Annotated in this window: 19 protein-coding genes and 1 pseudogene; 13 read left to right on the top strand and 7 right to left on the bottom strand. The window is 62.9% G+C overall.

Going from position 1 to position 16,617, the window contains the following annotated elements; genetic code table 11:
* Positions 1-38 precede the first annotated feature (38 nt).
* The 4 genes from upp (at position 39) to ACODNH_RS09820 (ending at position 2,414) form a co-directional block, all read left to right on the top strand.
* Positions 39-716: a uracil phosphoribosyltransferase gene (gene upp, locus ACODNH_RS09835; RefSeq protein ID WP_188852436.1), complete on the top strand. Its 678-nt coding sequence runs from the start codon at positions 39-41 to the stop codon at positions 714-716.
* A gap of 264 nt (positions 717-980) precedes the next feature.
* On the top strand, positions 981-1,418 hold the full coding sequence (locus tag ACODNH_RS09830) for a DUF2391 family protein (protein ID WP_306709804.1): 438 nt from the start codon (positions 981-983) through the stop codon (positions 1,416-1,418).
* A 46-nt stretch (positions 1,419-1,464) separates the two neighbouring features.
* Entirely contained in the window at positions 1,465-2,049 is a 585-nt protein-coding gene (locus ACODNH_RS09825; protein WP_306709802.1) for a DUF7090 family protein, read from the top strand.
* A 206-nt stretch (positions 2,050-2,255) separates the two neighbouring features.
* Positions 2,256-2,414 (top strand): DUF7563 family protein, encoded by a 159-nt coding sequence (locus ACODNH_RS09820; RefSeq protein ID WP_044952319.1) that lies wholly within the window; start codon positions 2,256-2,258, stop codon positions 2,412-2,414.
* Between the two features lie 192 nt (positions 2,415-2,606).
* Here the strand turns inward: ACODNH_RS09820 and glmM are convergent, their stop codons facing one another.
* Both glmM and ACODNH_RS09810 read right to left on the bottom strand, forming a co-directional pair.
* Complete coding sequence (gene glmM / locus ACODNH_RS09815) at positions 2,607-3,920, bottom strand: phosphoglucosamine mutase (protein ID WP_434531304.1); 1,314 nt, start codon at positions 3,918-3,920, stop codon at positions 2,607-2,609.
* An 83-nt stretch (positions 3,921-4,003) separates the two neighbouring features.
* Positions 4,004-4,180 (bottom strand): hypothetical protein, encoded by a 177-nt coding sequence (locus ACODNH_RS09810; RefSeq protein ID WP_373567960.1) that lies wholly within the window; start codon positions 4,178-4,180, stop codon positions 4,004-4,006.
* Positions 4,181-4,238: 58 nt separating this feature from the next.
* On the opposite strand from ACODNH_RS09810, the gene rpiA reads away from it, so the two are divergent.
* The gene (rpiA, locus tag ACODNH_RS09805; protein ID WP_306709797.1) at positions 4,239-4,925 is read left to right on the top strand and encodes a ribose-5-phosphate isomerase RpiA; all 687 of its coding nucleotides are present in this window, start codon (positions 4,239-4,241) and stop codon (positions 4,923-4,925) included.
* Between the two features lie 47 nt (positions 4,926-4,972).
* Here rpiA and ACODNH_RS09800 read toward each other — a convergent pair whose 3' ends face one another.
* The gene (locus ACODNH_RS09800; RefSeq protein WP_004517708.1) at positions 4,973-5,140 is read right to left on the bottom strand and encodes a hypothetical protein; all 168 of its coding nucleotides are present in this window, start codon (positions 5,138-5,140) and stop codon (positions 4,973-4,975) included.
* Positions 5,141-5,430: 290 nt separating this feature from the next.
* On the opposite strand from ACODNH_RS09800, the gene larB reads away from it, so the two are divergent.
* The 4 genes from larB (at position 5,431) to ACODNH_RS09780 (ending at position 8,248) form a co-directional block, all read left to right on the top strand.
* Complete coding sequence (gene larB, locus ACODNH_RS09795) at positions 5,431-6,195, top strand: nickel pincer cofactor biosynthesis protein LarB (RefSeq protein ID WP_434531303.1); 765 nt, start codon at positions 5,431-5,433, stop codon at positions 6,193-6,195.
* A 102-nt stretch (positions 6,196-6,297) separates the two neighbouring features.
* Positions 6,298-6,447, top strand: coding sequence for a DUF7563 family protein (locus tag ACODNH_RS09790; RefSeq protein WP_420182198.1), 150 nt, complete (start codon positions 6,298-6,300; stop codon positions 6,445-6,447).
* 27 nt (positions 6,448-6,474) lie between these two features.
* Positions 6,475-6,759 (top strand): GIY-YIG nuclease family protein, encoded by a 285-nt coding sequence (locus ACODNH_RS09785; protein WP_434531302.1) that lies wholly within the window; start codon positions 6,475-6,477, stop codon positions 6,757-6,759.
* A 91-nt stretch (positions 6,760-6,850) separates the two neighbouring features.
* Positions 6,851-8,248, top strand: a complete 1,398-nt coding sequence (locus tag ACODNH_RS09780; RefSeq protein ID WP_434531301.1) for a phosphoglucomutase/phosphomannomutase family protein — start codon at positions 6,851-6,853, stop codon at positions 8,246-8,248.
* A gap of 2 nt (positions 8,249-8,250) precedes the next feature.
* Here ACODNH_RS09780 and ACODNH_RS09775 read toward each other — a convergent pair whose 3' ends face one another.
* The 3 genes from ACODNH_RS09775 to samp2 all read right to left on the bottom strand — a co-directional run bounded on the left by ACODNH_RS09775 (position 8,251) and on the right by samp2 (position 9,508).
* Complete coding sequence (locus tag ACODNH_RS09775) at positions 8,251-8,826, bottom strand: RDD family protein (RefSeq protein WP_434531300.1); 576 nt, start codon at positions 8,824-8,826, stop codon at positions 8,251-8,253.
* A gap of 75 nt (positions 8,827-8,901) precedes the next feature.
* Entirely contained in the window at positions 8,902-9,282 is a 381-nt protein-coding gene (locus ACODNH_RS09770; protein ID WP_306709785.1) for a GNAT family N-acetyltransferase, read from the bottom strand.
* A gap of 25 nt (positions 9,283-9,307) precedes the next feature.
* Complete coding sequence (gene samp2 / locus ACODNH_RS09765; RefSeq protein ID WP_306709783.1) at positions 9,308-9,508, bottom strand: ubiquitin-like small modifier protein SAMP2; 201 nt, start codon at positions 9,506-9,508, stop codon at positions 9,308-9,310.
* Positions 9,509-9,587: 79 nt separating this feature from the next.
* Here samp2 and ACODNH_RS09760 point away from each other — a divergent pair, with 79 nt between their 5' ends.
* From ACODNH_RS09760 to ACODNH_RS09745, 4 genes are all read left to right on the top strand, one after another.
* Complete coding sequence (locus ACODNH_RS09760) at positions 9,588-10,565, top strand: replication factor C small subunit (RefSeq protein WP_306709782.1); 978 nt, start codon at positions 9,588-9,590, stop codon at positions 10,563-10,565.
* Positions 10,566-10,657: 92 nt separating this feature from the next.
* Positions 10,658-11,287 carry an archaellin/type IV pilin N-terminal domain-containing protein gene (locus ACODNH_RS09755; RefSeq protein WP_306709780.1) on the top strand — a complete coding sequence of 210 codons (630 nt, stop codon included), beginning with the start codon at positions 10,658-10,660 and terminating at the stop codon, positions 11,285-11,287.
* A gap of 64 nt (positions 11,288-11,351) precedes the next feature.
* On the top strand, positions 11,352-14,135 hold the full coding sequence (alaS, locus tag ACODNH_RS09750) for an alanine--tRNA ligase (RefSeq protein ID WP_306709778.1): 2,784 nt from the start codon (positions 11,352-11,354) through the stop codon (positions 14,133-14,135).
* Positions 14,136-14,485: 350 nt separating this feature from the next.
* A complete protein-coding gene (locus ACODNH_RS09745) occupies positions 14,486-14,677 on the top strand; it encodes a DUF7511 domain-containing protein (protein WP_306709776.1) in 192 nt (63 codons plus the stop codon).
* An 18-nt stretch (positions 14,678-14,695) separates the two neighbouring features.
* Here ACODNH_RS09745 and ACODNH_RS09740 read toward each other — a convergent pair.
* Positions 14,696-16,559, bottom strand: a pseudogene (locus ACODNH_RS09740) (cation:proton antiporter domain-containing protein).
* Positions 16,560-16,617: the final 58 nt, after the last annotated feature.

The raw sequence follows: 16,617 nt of genomic DNA, 5'->3' as shown, positions 1-16,617 counted from the left end.
GAGAACCGTTTAACCCATCGGGGGTCAACGGGCACGATATGCCAATCGAACAGCGCGGCGACGCCTCTGTCGTCACGCACGCGCTGGCGCGAGATGAACTGACTCGGATACGAAACGTCGAGACTGAACAGGTCGCTTTCCGGAAGGGACTGGTCCGTCTCGGCCGTATCTGTGGCTACGAGATCATTGATGGCCGGATGGAGACTGAGTACACAGAAATCCAGACGCCACTGACCACGACGATGGGCGAGCGCGTCAAAGGACTCGAAGACGTCGTTATCGTCAACGTCCTCCGTGCTGCGACGCCGTTTGTCGAGGGACTGCTCAAAGCGTTCCCTCGCGCCCGACAGGGCGTCATCTCCGCCAGCCGTGATGAGGAAGCTGGGATGAACGACGACGGCGAGTTCCCCATCTCCGTCGAATACGTCAAACTGCCCGAAATCACCGAGGACGACACCGTCATCATCGCGGACCCGATGCTCGCGACCGGGTCAACGATGGCCACGGTACTCGATTACATCACCTCGGAGAAGACAGAGCCGGAGAACCTGCTCGTCTTGGCCGCAGTCTCCGCACCGGAGGGTATCGTCCGCGTTTCGGAGGCGCAGCCGGACGCTGACATCATCAGCGTCGCTATCGACGACGAACTCGACGAGGACGGGTTCATCGTTCCGGGGCTCGGCGACGCCGGCGACCGCGCCTTCCGGACGACGTAAGCCGTCCTGGCCTGCTCGACCTGTCGGCTGTGGGACGAAACGTTTTTACTCACGGCCCGAATCAGCCGATGATGTCGTGATTTTCCGTCCACTCACAGCCGCTGTACCCCCTTGCTTCACCTGGAAACCGAGGGACGGTGGCATATTTTCTGTCCAGTTGAAACGAGAAAGACGGCCGTGAACCGCCCCGCGGCGGTTGGACGTGGTTCCTGTTGGACAGTGGCGGACCGGGAGACTTTCCTGCTGACGGGACAGCAACCCGGTATGGCTCGACGCCGATACCGGGTCGCGGACACTGCCCAGCAACTCGTCGGCGGGTTCCTGCTCGCGGGACCGTTCGTCGTGACCGAGGAGGTGTGGGTACTGGCCGAGAACATGTCCTGGTATCACGCGGTGCTCGTCGTCGGTATCGTGTTCGCTATCGGGTACGGGGCGCTGTACAAAGCCGACGCCGACCGCGACGTGGACACCGAGGCGGAGGTCGCCGGAATTCCGGTCCGGTTCGTCTCACTGATGGGCGTCGCGTTCGGCTCGGTCGCTATCCTCGCGGTGGCGCTGACTGCCCCGGATACGTTCCTCGTCGACGGCGGGGTTCTGCCGGACCCGACGCCGATGGCCGTCTTTCTGACGACGCTGAAAGCCATCACTGTCGGTGCAATTTTCAGCGTCGTCGGGGCCGCGACGGCGGACAGCGTGTTTTGACCGGGACCCGCACACTTAATTGGGTTCCACTCTCCTTGATGTGCATATGGAGTATACGCTGGCTATCGACAACGCGCCGGAGACCGTTCCGGGTGGCACAGGGGTACTGCTCCTGCATCCGAGTACCGGTGAGACGGACCGACTGGACACGGATTTCCTTGCGACCGATACGGACTCGATGCTCGTCATATCGACCCGGACTACCGCCCGGGAGGTCAAACAGAAACTGGAGTACTACGAGGTCGATGAGTCGAAAGCGACCATCCTCGACACGCTGTCGGTCGAGCGCGGCTACACCCGTCGCCAGTCCGAAAGCGTCCGATACGTTTCCGCGCCCGACGACCTTTCCGGGATTGTCTCGGAGGCCGAGACGTTCCTGCAGGAGCATGACGGCAAACTCCGGGTGACCTTCGACTCGCTGACGGAACTCATCTACTACGCCGACGAGGACGGCGCGCTGTCGGCTGTCGAAGATATCCTCGACCTGCTAGACGAATACGACGCTGTCGGGATGTTCCACCTCGCCGACGAGGTCCACGACGAGGAGACGGTCGCGGCGTTCCGGGACCTCTTCGACGGTGTCATCGAACTGTCCGAAGACGGAACCATTACCAGTAGCTTCAAAGCGTAACCGGACACGCTTTGTCCCGAATCCGCCGCTCCGTCGATGAGTTTGTGGTAACTGAACGACATTCAGCTGCCCGTCGTGTCCGTCGATGGCGTTTCCTTCTTTCGAACGAAATGGCGTTTTGACCCGGTAGCGCCGCCAACACCTCGTATGCGAACACTTACCAGACCAATAACAATTAAGAGGGTATAACCCACATACAGGGTTGTATGCCGGAATGCCAGAACTGCGGTAATTTTGTAACGGCTGACTACGCGCGTGTGTTCACGCCAAACGGGGTCGAAAAGCCCAGGGTCTGTCCGCAGTGTGAGGACAAGATCCGCGACGGGGCAGACGTCCGTGAGGCCCGGTCCACACGTCGCGGATAGAACCGGTCAGGAACGGTCGCCCTGTGACCTGATGGTTGCGGGGACGCTTTCCTCCCCGGTCGAACTCGCTATCAACCGCTGTTTTGCCGTGATCCTTGTTTCAGGCTCTATACTATAGTAACAGTTGAAACGATTTACACACCGATCGCACTGCCGTCGTGTGATCGGGTGTGTATTGATTTTCAATGGCTACTATAGCGCGTCTGTCAGGCGTGTCTGTGCCTCCTCGAACACCGCGTCAGCACGGTCTGGATCGCGGGCTTCAGCGGTGATCCGAACGAGTGGCTGGGTTCCGCTGGCCCGCAGGAGGAACCACGCGTCGCCGAGGTCGACACGGACGCCGTCGAGCGTCGTCACGTCGTCGTAGGCATCGGTCACTGTCTCTCGAACGCGGTCCATCACGGTCTCCTTCTCGTCGGTTTCGACGCTGTCCCGGCGGATGGGGTACTCCGGCACGTCGGCGGCGCGGTCGCCCAGCGGGCGCTCGCTGTCCAATGCTGCGGCGGTACAGGCCGCCAGCGGACCGTCCGGACACAGCGTTCGCTCGGGCCAGATCCACGCACCGCTTGGCTCGCCGCCGAAGGCGACACCCTCGGCGCTTGCGGCCTCGGCGACGTACACATCCCCAACCGGGGTGTACTCGACAGACACGTCGATGTCGTTGAGGTGGTCCTCGACGGCGAGGCTCGTATCGACCGGGACAGCGACCCGCTCGCCCGGTGACGCTGCAGTACGGGCGAACACGGCCAGTAACACGTCGCCGGAAAGGAAGGTCCCGTCGGCCGCGACCGCCCGCATCCGGTCGGCGTCGCCATCGTGTGCGATGCCGAGGTCGGCATCGGATTCAGCCACTAGCGTCGAAAGCGACTCGCAGTTCTCGGCTTTCGGCTCCGAGGGACGACCGGGAAACGCGCCGTCGGGCTGGCCGTTGAGCGTCTCGACAGAACAGCCCAGCGCCGAGAGCGCGTCGACGCTGACCCGGCCCGTGCCGTTGCCGAGATCGACAATGACGTGGCTGTCGAGGTCCTGTTCGCCGATTTCCGAGAGTAGCGTGTCGACGTGACGCTGGCTGACATCCCGGGACGCTAGGCTACCGCTCTCGTCCCACGCCGCTGGCTGGAACGCATCTTCGTCCAGTCGCTGTTCAATCGTCGCCCGGAGGTCCGCGTCGAAGGCCTGCCCGCTGGGCTGCCAGAGTTTGATACCGTTGTCTTCTGGCGGGTTGTGACTCGCCGTCACTGTGACACCGGCGTCGGCGTCCTGCCACGCCACCGCTCGTCCGATAGTCGGTGTCGCCGCGCCGCCAAGGTCGATCACGTCGACGCCGCTCTCCCGGAGCCCGGCCACCAGCGCCGCTTGCAGGTACTCGCCGCTCGCTCGCGGGTCCCGGCCCACGACCACCCGCTCGCAGTCGATGCCAAGCGCTCGCCCCACTGAGAGCGCCAACTCGGCTGTAACCGTCTCGCCGACGGGACCCCGAATCCCGCTCGTTCCGAACTGTGTCATTACTGCCCTCTGGGTCGGGCCGCCCCTAAAATCCATCCGGCATCGGACAGGTACTGCGGGCTGGCAGTGCCGACGCCGTGCCGCTACCGCGTCGGTGACCACTCACAGGCCGTGCCGGTCGTCAGGTCTGCCTCGTCGATGTGAGCCGAGAGGCAGCCGTAGTTGCAAAACTGTGCTGTCGGCTCTCCCTCGGGCGAATCGCTGAGGAACACCGGGTCGTGGGCCTCGACCGGACAGCCACAGTACGTGCAGTCGGTCATACGGGCGCTTGCGGCTGGGAGAACAAACGTTTTGTCCGCGTCTGTCGACCCACCGCATATGAAACAGGGCGGCTCCGACGCGGCGAAACAGGCAGCGGGGGAATCGGCAGCCGAGGCAGTTGAAGATGGCATGGCTGTCGGCCTCGGCACGGGGTCGACAGCAGCCCACGCTATCCGTGCTATCGGACGGGCGGTCGACGCCGGACTTGATGTTGTCGGCGTCCCCACGTCGTTTCAATCCCGTCAGCTGGCCAAGGACTGTGGCATCCCGCTGGGGGACCTCGATGACGTGTCGGTCGACCTCGCCATCGACGGGGCCGACGAGGTAGCCGGCGGTAATCTGATCAAAGGCGGTGGCGCGGCGCACGCTCAGGAGAAAATCGTCGACGCGAGTGCTGACCGCTTCCTCGTCGTCGCCGACCCGACGAAGGAGGCGGACGTACTCTCACACCCTGTCCCCGTCGAAGTGCTCCCGGTGGCCCGATCGACGGTCGCAACGGCGGTCGAAGACCTTGGCGGTGACCCGTCGCTTCGGCGGGCGGAACGCAAGGACGGCCCCGTCGTCACCGACAACGGAAACCTCGTACTCGACTGTGACTTCAATTCTATAGGCGACCCCGCCCCGCTCGCCAGCGACCTCGCTGCGCTCCCCGGGGTCGTCGAGCACGGGCTGTTCGTGGATATGGCTGACGAGATCCACGTTGGCACTGCTGACGGCGTCACTGTCCGAGCGCTTTCGGAATAGCTGTCGCTGGTCGGTTTGCGTCAAAAAATACGCTGCTTGAAACGACCTTACAGGTCGCGCGGCTGGACCGTCTTCCGGTCGTTCTCGTCAGCTCGTCGGGCTGCGTCCTGAAGCAGCTCCTCGACTTCCTCGTCGAGTGCGTCGTAGAAGTCGGACGCTACGTTCATGTCGTTGAGCTCTTCCTTAACGGCGGCTTTGACGATTAGGTCTGCCATACAGACGAGGTATCGACGGGGGTTACTTATATACTTTCTCCAATTAGTTCGCTCTCGACCCTATTACCGGCAGTTTGAGGCGTTATACGACACATAACCCCATATAAATCCGTGATTGTGTCCGAATGAACCCGTCAGTATACGTCCTTCGGCCTGACTCAGATGCCTACTGTCGCGTTACACCGGTCGAGCGTCGCTCACGCGCGCTCCCACTAAATCCGACCCTGATTCGAGCGATACGCCTGTCCCGGACCGACGGATAGGAGTGGCCGTACCACTGAATGGACCCTATGCGCGATATACTCGATTCGGTTGCGGCGGGCGACCTCTCCCCGACGGAAGCCGAGGCGGCGCTTTCGGGCTACGCGACCAGCGGGGCCGGCCGGTTCGACGCTGCCCGGGAGGATCGTGCGGGCGTTCCCGAAGCAGTCCTCGCGGATGGGAAGACACCGACGGAAGTGGCGGACCTGGCGGCGACAGCTATCGAAACGACGGACCGGGCTATCGTGACACGACTCGATACGTCCACTGCAACGGCCGTTCGTGAGCGATTAGACAAGACGGCTCCGGACGCAACAGTTCGCTGGGACGACCGCTCGAACTGGCTGGTGGCGACAACGCCCGCGTTCGAACGTCCGTCGCTGGACGCGTCAGTGGGTATCGTCACCGCCGGGACATCCGATGCAGTTCCGGCCGGTGAGGCCGCGCTCATTGTCGAGGAGATGGGCGTAACTGTGACCCGTATCGACGACGTTGGCGTTGCGAGCCTCGCTCGGACGATCGATGCGGTTGATGGCCTCCGGGAGCAGGACGTGCTCATCGTCGCGGCGGGCCGCGAAGGTGCGCTCCCGACGGTTGTTGCCGGTCTCGTCGACGTACCGGTCATCGGCCTGCCCGTCTCGACCGGCTACGGCCACAGCGGCGAGGGTGAGGCAGCCCTTTCGGGGCTGCTCCAGTCCTGCACAGCCCTCTCTGTCGTGAATATCGACGCTGGCTTCACTGCCGGAACGCAGGCGGGCCTAATCGCCAGACAGCTCGACAATGCGCGGGAATAACCCCCCTCGCCGGCCGCGGGTATACCCAAGTATTTGGGTAAAGAGCTATGGGAACAACGCGCGTACGCGTATACGTCGGCGGTGGTGTCGCCGACGAACACGATGCCTGAATGTGATCATTGCGGCGCGCACGTCTCAGACCAGTTCGCCCGAGTGTTCGCGGATGAACGTGGACATATCCGGGCGTGTCCGAACTGCTCGGCAAACGCTGGCATTGCCGAGGTATCGAGAGAGCGCGCCCAACAAGTGTGAGGCCCACTGGGCCACCAGCATCGTGCGATGACTACCGCGCGGAGCCCTTACCACGTGTATGTCCTCCGTTGTAGCGACAACACGTTTTATACCGGCTACACGACCGATGTGGAACGCCGCGTCCGCGAACACGACGACGGCAACGGCGCGAAGTACACGCGCGGCCGAACCCCGGTCGAACTAATCCACGTTGAGTCGTTTGACTCACAGTCCGACGCGATGAGCCGTGAGTACGAAATCAAGCAGTACTCCAGAGCGGAGAAGGAACGGCTCGTCGAATCCAACGACGCCGAAGCGGAGTTCGATATCTGAGCTGTCGCTCACCGCACGCTGCCGATACCGGTAACATGACAGCTCACCGATGAGGCGTGACTTTTTGTCTGGGGGCTGAGAACCGCGGGATATGGATAACGACGCGGATGCCGACGCAGGTGCAATCGCCTTCGGGACGGACGGCTGGCGGGCGACGCTGGACGTGTTCACGAAGCCGCGGGTTCGGATGGTGGGGCAGGCCGTCGCCACGACGCTCGCTGAGCGCGGGGCGACCGGGACCGTTGCCATCGGGTACGACGCCCGCGAGACCTCGCCCGGGTTCGCCGACGAACTCGCACATGTCCTGCGTGCGAACGGTTTCGACGTGCTCTTGCCGGACCGGGACACGCCGACGCCGATCCTCGCCTGGACGGTGAAAGACCGCGATCTGGCGGGGGCGCTCCAGATCACGGCCAGCCACAACCCGCCGGAGTACAACGGCGTGAAGTTCATCCCCGGCGACGGGTCGCCGGCGCTGCCCGACTGGACGGCCGCCTTTGAGGCGAACCTCGACGTCCTCGACCCGCTGCCCGAAGACGAGTGGGGCGAGCGAACGGAAGAAGACCTCATCAGCCCGTTCCACGACCACGCACTGGAATACGTCGACACTGGCCTCGATGGCCTGCCGGTCGCCTACGACGCGCTGTACGGCAGCGGCCGCGGCGTCACCGACGCCCTGCTCGAAGCGGCCGAGGCCGACGTGACCCGTCTCAACTGCGTGCAGGACCCCGAGTTCGGCGGCGGATCGCCCGAGCCATCGGCGGAGAACGCTGAGGGACTCGTCAGCGAAGTCAGCGAGGGTGACGCCGCACTCGGGATTATCAACGACGGCGACGCCGATCGCATTGGCGTCGTCACACCTGACCGCGGCTATCTGGACCCCAACCTGTTTTTCGCCGCGATGTACGACTTTCTGCTTGAGGACGGGACGGGCGACGTCGTTCGGACAGTCTCGACATCCAGTATCGTCGACCGCGTCGCCGAGGCCCACGGTCAGGATGTCCATGAGGTCGCCGTCGGCTTCAAGTGGGTCGCCGAGGCGATGGCCGACCACGACGCGCTGTTCGGCGGCGAGGAATCGGGCGGCTTCGGCCTGCCGGACCACCTGCGGAACAAGGACGGCGTGCTGGTGGCGCTGGTCGCCGCCGCCGCCGAGCGCGAGGAACCGCTTGATGCTCGTGTCAACCGACTTCTGGACGAACACGGCGAAATCCACCAGAACCGGATCAGCGTCGACTGCCCGGACGACCGAAAGGAGCCAGTCCTCGACGACCTCGAAACCGCACTTCCCGACACGCTGGCTGGGGTCGCCGTCGACGGCATCAACACGGTCGATGGGTTCAAAATTAGGCTTGAAGACGGGACGTGGGTGCTGGTGCGGCCCTCCGGGACAGAGCCGAAACTCCGCGTCTACGCCGAAGCATCGAGCGCGGAACGCGTCGATGACCTGTTAGAGGCAGGTCGTAATCTGGTCGAACCGCTGGTCTGACCTCACTTGGTTGCGCTGACGACGTACGTGCCGGCCACGCGGTTGCCGAGGCGCTGTGCGTCGTCGCTCACGAGCATAACGGCCGCTTCGATGAGGAGCCAGCCGATCATAAGAACGAGTGCGAAGACGAACCCGAACCCACCGAGAATTCCGCCAAGAAGGAGCATAATCGGGAACGGGGCGAGCAGCACTGCCGTTCGGATCAGTCGGTCACGCTGGCTCGGCGGCGAACCAGTTTCATCGACGACGGCGACGTCCTGTGATCGCTTCCCGACCGTTTCGTTGTCCATCGCGTAGTACCCGAAGTAGTAGACGAGTACCGCACCGATCGCGATCCACAGGGTGAAGTTGATGACGATCCCCAAGAGCCCTGCAGCCAGCATCGATCCACCGCCCATCGCGCCCGGATCCCCGGGAGTGGTGGCGGCCATCGCGCCTATTGAGAGGACCGTGTTGAGAACGAACGTGACGAGCCACAACCCGAATGCGACGGCGCTCAGAATGGCGAAATCGATGAGGTATGCGACGACTCGGTCGTCCCTCGCTTCGACTGCGTCTTCAGCGACAGTTGCTGCCATTGTCTTAAAACCGTTCTCGAAACCATATAAAAAATGTTAGGACGCTGTGGGAACAGTTCTGCGGAATTGCCGCTCCTACTCACGCTTGCCACGGTAGCGGTCTGGTTCGTCCAGCGGGTCGGTGTCGAACCCCAGCGCCTCGTAGAACGGTTGAACGTCGGTGTCAAACTCGGCGGTGAGTCGGTCTCGCCGGTCGAGTGCGGCCTCGACGAGCGCCGTCCCGATGCCCTGGCCGCGACGACGGCGACGGACAGCGACGGCCTCGATGTGCGTTCCGTCGAGTACGAGTGCGCCGAGAACGCGCCCATCCGTCTCGTTGTCACCGGACACTGCGATGAGTGTGCTCCCGTCTTCAGCACCCGCTCGGACGGTCTCGACGTCGATCGAGAGGACCGCCCCGTCGAGGACGTTCATCACCGCTGGCACTTCGTCGGGGGTCGCTGTTCGGACGTGCATAGCTGTGGGGTCGCTGTTCAGCGGCTCATCCGCCTTTGATGAGCCTGACGACCCGAACGTGGTCGTGCTCGACTGGTTGGTCCGTCGGCACGTGCTCGCCGTCGACGAGGACCGATACCTCGTGGGGACTCAGATCGACCGGTGCGAGCAGATCGCCGTATGTCGCGTCCGCGTCCACCTCCAGTTTGTGGGTGTCTTCGCCGGCGATTTCGACGGTGACGTGCATACCCGGCCGTACTCCACCGACGTACCTGAGACTGTCGACTCTCGCGGGGTTTAAGACCGGCCCACGCTTCCAATCGTCCATGAGTGAGGCCGAGTCCGAGTCGCGGGCGGGACGCGAGGAGGTCTGGATCGAGAAGTACCGCCCGCAGACGCTCGACGACGTGATGGGCCACGAGAACATCGTCGGGCGGCTCAAGAGCTACGTCTCGCGTAACGACCTGAGCCACATGCTGTTTTCGGGCCCCGCGGGGACAGGGAAGACCACGTGTGCGACGGCTATCGCCCGCGAACTGTACGGCGATGACTGGCGCGAGCACTTTCTCGAACTGAACGCCTCCGACGAGCGTGGTATCGACGTGGTCCGGGACCGCATCAAGAACTTTGCTCGGACGAGCTTCGGCGGCGTCGAGTACCGTATTATTTTCCTTGACGAGGCCGACGCGCTGACCAGCGACGCACAGTCGGCGCTGCGCCGGACGATGGAGCAGTTCTCGAACAACGTTCGCTTTATTCTCTCGTGTAACTACTCCAGCCAAATCATCGACCCGATTCAGTCCCGCTGTGCAGTCTTCCGGTTCTCGCCGCTGGCAGACGATGCCGTTGCCGAGGAAATCCGAAACATCGCTGCCGAAGAGGACATCGAACTGACCGAAGACGGACTGGACGCGCTCATCTACGCCGCCGACGGGGATATGCGGAAAGCTATCAACGGCTTGCAAGCCGCATCGGTCAGCGGCGACACAGTCGATGAATCGGCGGTGTACGCTATCACTTCGACAGCCCGTCCGGAAGAGATACGCACGATGGTCCAGTCGGCGCTAGACGGCGACTTTACCGCCTCCCGGGCAACCCTCGATAGACTGCTGACTGAGGAGGGCATCGCCGGCGGCGACATCATCGACCAACTGCACCGTTCTATCTGGGAGTTCGATATCGACGATGCGGCAGCCGTCCGGGTGCTCGAACGCATCGGCGAAACCGATTATCGGATCACCCGCGGTGCGAACGAGCGCGTGCAACTCGAAGCGATGCTGGCCTCGCTCGCACAGGACGAGTAAGGGTCTCATACCGCGCCACTCCAATTTCTCACACCTGATAACTGGCAGGTGAGCTTTATGATGAAAGGAGTCTAATAGTATCAACAACTGAAATGCAACGTTTACGACCATCTACGCAGGGGACGAGCGAGGACCGCGGACAGGTCGGGATCGGGACGCTCATCGTGTTTATCGCGATGGTGCTGGTCGCGGCAATCGCAGCGGGCGTACTCATCAACACTGCGGGGTTCCTGCAGAATTCTGCGCAGGCGACGGGCCAGCAGTCTAGCGATTCGACGACGAACCGAATTCAGGTCGTTGGCATGACCGGCGATCACTTCACCAGTAACAGCGAAGTCGGCGTGGTCGATATCGTTGTCAGGCGAGCGCCAGGAGCAAGTAACGTTGATCTAGACAAGACAACGATCCAGTGGATTGGCCCGAGCGGGTCGTACTACCAGCTTGCGGCTGGCGGCGCAGACGGTAACCCAGATGGTCGTTTCGCTGTTTCGACCGTGCAGGATAACGACGGCTCCCAACCAGTGCTCAACGACGTTGAAGACCGGTTCAGAATAACGCTTGACCTCGGTGCCGATAACTCCGTTAGCGCTGTGCCATTCGGTGAGGAACTGCCAGAAGGCGAGACTGCGACACTGCGTATTACCTCGCCAGCGGGCGGGATGACGACCGAGGAAGTCGTCGTGCCGAAGACCCTTTCCGGGGAATCCTCAGTCACGCTCTGACGGCCAAGGATACCGCCGGCCCCTTCGGAACAGTTTTAGGCGAACGTGGGCCAACTGAACACCAATGAGCGACCTCGATGAGGCCTACCAACTCGACTACTTCGAAGAGGAAGGCTTCCACAGACAGGAGTGTGCCTCCTGTGGCGATATGTTCTGGTCCCGTGTCAAGCGCGAGACCTGCGGCGAACCGCCGTGTGCGGAGTACGACTTCATCGACAACCCCGGCTTCGACGAGTCCCACTCGCTGACGGAGATGCGCGAGGCGTTCCTCTCCTTTTTCGAGGACCGTGACCACGACCGCATCGATCCGTACCCGGTGGCAGCGAATCGCTGGCGCGACGATGTGTTGTTGACCCAGGCATCTATCTACGACTTCCAGCCGCTGGTCACGTCGGGAACGACGCCGCCGCCGGCGAACCCGCTGTGTATCAGCCAGCCCTGTATCCGGATGCAGGACATCGACAATGTCGGGAAGACCGGCCGGCACACGATGGCCTTCGAAATGATGGCCCACCACGCGTTCAACGCGCGTGAGGACATCGAAGACCCCGAGCAGTACGCCTACGAGGGCGAAGTGTACTGGAAAGACGAAACTGTCCGGTACTGTGACGAACTGTTCGAGGAAATGGGGGCAAATCTAGACGAAATCGTCTACATCGAGGACCCGTGGGTCGGCGGCGGCAACGCCGGTCCGGCCATCGAGGTCATCTATCGCGGGGCCGAACTCGCGACGCTCGTCTTCATGTCCATGGAGCAGGACCCTGAGGGCGAATACGAGATGAAAGACGGCAATCGGTACTCGCCGATGGATACCTACATCGTCGACACCGGCTACGGGCTCGAACGCTGGACCTGGATGAGCCAGGGGACGCCGACGGTGTACGAGGCCGTCTACCCCGATATGATCGCCTTCCTCAAGGACAACGCCGGCATCGAACTCACCGACGAGGAAGAGCGCATCGTCCACGAGGCCGCGAAACTGGCTGGCCGGATGGATATCGACGAGGCCGAAGACATCGAAGCCGAACGCGACACCATCGCCGCCGAGGTCGGTGTTGAGGTCGAGGAGATGCGAGACCTGATGGCCCCGCTTGAGGACATCTACGCCATCGCCGACCACTGCCGGACGCTTGCGTATATGCTCGGCGACGGCATCGTCCCGTCGAACGTTGGGACGGGCTATCTGGCCCGGATGGTGCTGCGCCGGACGAAGCGACTGGTCGACGGCGTCGGTGTCGACGCGCCGCTTGACGAACTCGTCGACATGCAGGCCGAGCGGCTTGACTACGAGAACCGCGACACCATCCGCGATATCGTCCGCACTGAGGTCGAGAAGTATCGCGAGACGCTGGACCGCGGTGGCCGGCGCGTCCGCCAGCTAGCCGACGAGTACGCGGAAAAGGGCGAGCCGATTCCGACGTCGGAACTGGTCGAACTGTACGACTCCCACGGCATCCAGCCGGACATGGTCGAAGAGATTGCCGCTGAGAAAGGCGTCGCGGTCGACGTGCCCGACGACTTCTATGCGGTTGTCGCCCAGCGCCACGGCGGCGACGACACCGCCACCGACGAGTCACAGACCCCTTACGAGGACCGACTCGAAGAACTGCCGGAGACCGACCGACTCTACTATGAAGACCAGCAGCGGACCGAGTTCGAGGCCGTCGTTCTCGAGGTCTTCGACCGCGATGAGGACACCTACGACGTGGTGCTCGATCAGACGATGTTCTACCCCGAAGGTGGTGGCCAGCCGCCGGACAAGGGGACGCTGTCGACCGACGACGTCTCTGCCGAGGTGACCGATGTCCAGCAGTACGGCGACGTTATCGTCCACACCTGCGACGACGACCCCGGCAAGGGCGAGTTCGTCCGCGGGCAGGTCGACGCGACCCGTCGCCAACGCCTGATGCAACACCACACGGCGACCCACATTGTCATCCACAGCGCCCGGCAGGTACTCGGCGAGCACGTCAGACAGGCCGGTGCGCAGAAAGGCACCGACTCAGCCCGCATCGACATCCGCCACTACGAGTCGGTGAGTCGCGAGGAAGTCAAGGAGATTGAACGCCTCGCAAACGACATCATTCAGGACAACATCACCGTCTCGCAGGAATGGCCCGACCGCAACGATGCCGAGGAACGGTACGGCTTCGACCTCTATCAGGGTGGAATTCCGGCCGGCGAGCAGATCCGCCTCATCACCGTCGGCGACGACGTACAGGCCTGTGGTGGCACCCACGTCGCCCGAACGGGCGATATCGGGGCTGTCAAGCTCCTGAACACCGAGCGGATTCAGGACGGCGTCATCCGCCTGACGTTCGCGGCGGGCAACGCGGCCATCGAGGCCACCCAGCGCACCGAGGACGCGCTCACCGAAGCCGCGGATATCCTTGACGTCGCGCCCGATTCTGTCCCGGAGACTGCCGAGCGGTTCTTCGACGAGTGGAAAGCCCGTGGCAAGGAGATCGAACAACTCAAAGAACAACTCGCTGAGGCCCGTGCCAGCGGCGGCAGCGACAACGAGGAAGTCGACGTGGGCGATGCGACCGCCGTCGTCGGGCGCATCGACGCCGACATGGATGAACTCCGCGCGCAGGCGAACGCTATCGTCGAGCAGGGTAACATCGCGGTGCTTGGCTCGGGACTCGACGGTGCGCAGTTCGTCGTCTCAGTGCCAGACGGCGTCGATGTCGACGCCGGTGAAGTCGTCGGCGAACTCGCCGGTCGCGTCGGCGGCGGCGGCGGCGGCCCGCCGGACTTCGCACAGGGCGGCGGCCCCGATGCGGACGCGCTGGACGACGCGCTAGACGACGCACCGGAGATCCTCCGAACTGTCGCGAACGCCTGAACCGTCCCTGTTTTCTCTCGCCGCCGACTTTGTCTCTCGCTCCGTTACTTCGGACAGTTGTCCGATTGGGACTCAATATTCTGCCCGAACGCGCCGAATACCCCCAACAGATACAATTACATTTACTTGTATTAGGTATATCTGGATGAGTTTCCAAAAGTATTTTTAGTAACTGCCCATCTATAGCAGATATGCGCGGAGAACGTGACATCGCACACATTCGGTCTCATACCGAGTACATTCGGTCACAACGGACGTGTCGGCGGTGTGGGACCAGTGTGCCCGCTGCCAGCGGCCGTGCTCCCGACGAACTGTGTACAAACTGCAGTGCTACCCACGCTACCTGAATAATGAGTGCTACCACGTCACCCCTGTCGGACACTGATCTGAACGAAACGCCGGAGTTCGAACTGGACTACCTGTACGACGACCCTGAGAACCCCTCAGAGCTGACGATCTTCCCCTCGGATCGCCAGCAGTCCGTGACCGAGTGGGTCACTGCGGACCGGTCGGCGACCGTCTCGCTCGACGAACTGCGCTGAGCGGTACGCGCCGTCCGGCTAGCCGCCCTGAAATAGTCTTCTGGCGTCCTGCATCGCCTCGTTGGTCTCGCAAACGAGCGTCAAGTGATCGCCACTCGCGAGTCGGAAATCGCTGTCGGGGACTCTATCCGTTCCGTTGCGGCTCACCATTGCGACCAGACAGCCGTCCGGGAGTTTGTCAGCGGTCTCCTCTATCGTCCGGTCGATCAGCGACTTGTTCCTGAGTTTCGACCTCCAGTACGTCCCCCGTTCGGCCGGAGTCCGACAGCCAGTGGGCCAGCGCCGGTCGCTCGACCGCGTCGTCGATTGCGTCGGCGACGGCGAAGCCGGCGGATATCGTCTCGACGTCAAGATCCTCGAAGGCCTCGACGTTGTCCGGCTGGTTCGCTCTGGCGACCACGGTGTCGACGTCGAATCGGGTTGTCGCCAGCTGTGCCACGAGCAAGTTCACGTCGTCGTCCGCGGTCGCAGCAACGACAACGGACGCCCGGTTCGCCCCTGCTTCTTCGAGGACGTTCGCGTTCGTCGCGTCCCCGTGGACGACGCGGTGGCCGTTGGCTCGGGTCCGCTCGACGGTGTCCTCGTGGCTGTCGATGAGGACGACCTCCTCACCGCGTGACTCATACCGTACTGCCAGTTCCCGGCCGACACGACCGCCACCGACAATGAGTGTTTGCATGGGAAGGATATCAAGCGCTTGCGCGAAGTGACGGGCCAGCCCGCCTTGAAACATGACGGTCGCGAAAATAACGAGAAAGACAGTTCCGACGAGGACCGTCGCAGCTTCAGGGTTCTCGGGACGCAGTTCGATGGCAAACAGCGTGGCGACGCTGGCCGGGACGATACCGCGTGGCCCCATCCCGCCAACGAACATCCGCTCTCGAACGGTCAGTCGGCCACCCAGTGTCGAGAGGAACACGCCAAGCGGCCGGACGAGCGCAGCGACGACGATGACGACGACGAGCCCGCCGACACCAAGCGCACGCAGGTCACCGAGTGAGAGCTGCGCCGCGAGCACGATGAACACGAACGAGAGCACAAACAGCGTAATACCGCCTTTGAATTCAGCGATCGCTTCTTCGTGAGGGATATCGGCGTTTCCAAGTATGATACCGGAAACGGCGGCGGCTGCAATACCAGCCTCAGAGAGCCACATACTCCCGAGCGCGTACGCTAGCAGCGCCGCGGTCAGGACCACGACCCGGGCGTTCTGGAGGGCATTGTCCGCTGACAGATGCCACCGCCGGAGCAGTAGTGCGGTGCCGCCGCCGACGGCGATGCCAACGACGTGGCCGACAGCCAGTCGGGCGACGAACGCCTCGATGACGACCACCGGTGAGGACTGGCTCGCGATGACGAACTCGAACGTCGCTACCGCAAGGATGGCAGCGGTCACATCGTTAATGATACCCTCAGTCTCAAGCGCCGCGGCGACCCGGTCCCGCACCGGAACCACCTGCATGATTGGCGTGATGACCGTCGGCCCGGTGGCGATAAGCAGGCTCCCGACGAGGATGGCGACCGGCCATGTCGTCTCGAACACGATTTTGACGGCGATGGCGGTTCCGACAAGCGAGACGAACGCGCCGATTGTCACCAGTCCAAGCGACTCTCTGGACGCTTCACGGACTCGCTCGACAGTGAGGTGGAACGCCCCCTCGAAGACGATGATACCGACGCTGAGGCCGACGATAGCCTGTAACCCGGCCTGCCCGAATATCGCGGGGTCGACCAGCCCGAACGCCTGCGGGCCGACGAGGACACCGGCGACTAGCAGGAACGCGACGCTCGGGATCTGGAGCCAGTCGCCGACCAGTTGCGCGGCGACCCCCAGACTCACGACCAACACGACGGCGCCGATAAGTGATTCTGCTCCGGACACAGGACTGGCGGTCCTTCGACAGCCAGCGCTAAAGACCTACTCACCGAAAGAGACACAC

Origin of the sequence: Haloarcula sp. NS06 (genome assembly GCF_051122755.1) — an archaeon.
GTDB lineage: Archaea > Halobacteriota > Halobacteria > Halobacteriales > Haloarculaceae > Haloarcula.
Note: the sequence above shows the minus strand (reverse complement) of the source record. Positions and strands in the feature narration are given on the sequence as shown.

What these genes read in the sequence shown, in the direction of transcription:
- ACODNH_RS09755 (WP_306709780.1), top strand. Translation starts at nt 10,658, where the DNA reads ATGCAACGTTTACGACCATCTACGCAGGGGACGAGCGAGGACCGCGGA.
- ACODNH_RS09785 (WP_434531302.1), top strand. Translation starts at nt 6,475, where the DNA reads ATGACTACCGCGCGGAGCCCTTACCACGTGTATGTCCTCCGTTGTAGC.
- ACODNH_RS09825 (WP_306709802.1), top strand. Translation starts at nt 1,465, where the DNA reads ATGGAGTATACGCTGGCTATCGACAACGCGCCGGAGACCGTTCCGGGT.
- samp2 (WP_306709783.1), bottom strand. Translation starts at nt 9,508, where the DNA reads ATGCACGTCACCGTCGAAATCGCCGGCGAAGACACCCACAAACTGGAG.
- ACODNH_RS09830 (WP_306709804.1), top strand. Translation starts at nt 981, where the DNA reads ATGGCTCGACGCCGATACCGGGTCGCGGACACTGCCCAGCAACTCGTC.
- upp (WP_188852436.1), top strand. Translation starts at nt 39, where the DNA reads ATGCCAATCGAACAGCGCGGCGACGCCTCTGTCGTCACGCACGCGCTG.
- ACODNH_RS09775 (WP_434531300.1), bottom strand. Translation starts at nt 8,826, where the DNA reads ATGGCAGCAACTGTCGCTGAAGACGCAGTCGAAGCGAGGGACGACCGA.
- ACODNH_RS09790 (WP_420182198.1), top strand. Translation starts at nt 6,298, where the DNA reads ATGCCTGAATGTGATCATTGCGGCGCGCACGTCTCAGACCAGTTCGCC.
- ACODNH_RS09770 (WP_306709785.1), bottom strand. Translation starts at nt 9,282, where the DNA reads ATGCACGTCCGAACAGCGACCCCCGACGAAGTGCCAGCGGTGATGAAC.
- ACODNH_RS09800 (WP_004517708.1), bottom strand. Translation starts at nt 5,140, where the DNA reads ATGGCAGACCTAATCGTCAAAGCCGCCGTTAAGGAAGAGCTCAACGAC.
- ACODNH_RS09745 (WP_306709776.1), top strand. Translation starts at nt 14,486, where the DNA reads ATGAGTGCTACCACGTCACCCCTGTCGGACACTGATCTGAACGAAACG.
- ACODNH_RS09760 (WP_306709782.1), top strand. Translation starts at nt 9,588, where the DNA reads ATGAGTGAGGCCGAGTCCGAGTCGCGGGCGGGACGCGAGGAGGTCTGG.
- rpiA (WP_306709797.1), top strand. Translation starts at nt 4,239, where the DNA reads ATGAAACAGGGCGGCTCCGACGCGGCGAAACAGGCAGCGGGGGAATCG.
- ACODNH_RS09810 (WP_373567960.1), bottom strand. Translation starts at nt 4,180, where the DNA reads ATGACCGACTGCACGTACTGTGGCTGTCCGGTCGAGGCCCACGACCCG.
- alaS (WP_306709778.1), top strand. Translation starts at nt 11,352, where the DNA reads ATGAGCGACCTCGATGAGGCCTACCAACTCGACTACTTCGAAGAGGAA.
- ACODNH_RS09780 (WP_434531301.1), top strand. Translation starts at nt 6,851, where the DNA reads ATGGATAACGACGCGGATGCCGACGCAGGTGCAATCGCCTTCGGGACG.
- glmM (WP_434531304.1), bottom strand. Translation starts at nt 3,920, where the DNA reads ATGACACAGTTCGGAACGAGCGGGATTCGGGGTCCCGTCGGCGAGACG.
- larB (WP_434531303.1), top strand. Translation starts at nt 5,431, where the DNA reads ATGCGCGATATACTCGATTCGGTTGCGGCGGGCGACCTCTCCCCGACG.
- ACODNH_RS09820 (WP_044952319.1), top strand. Translation starts at nt 2,256, where the DNA reads ATGCCGGAATGCCAGAACTGCGGTAATTTTGTAACGGCTGACTACGCG.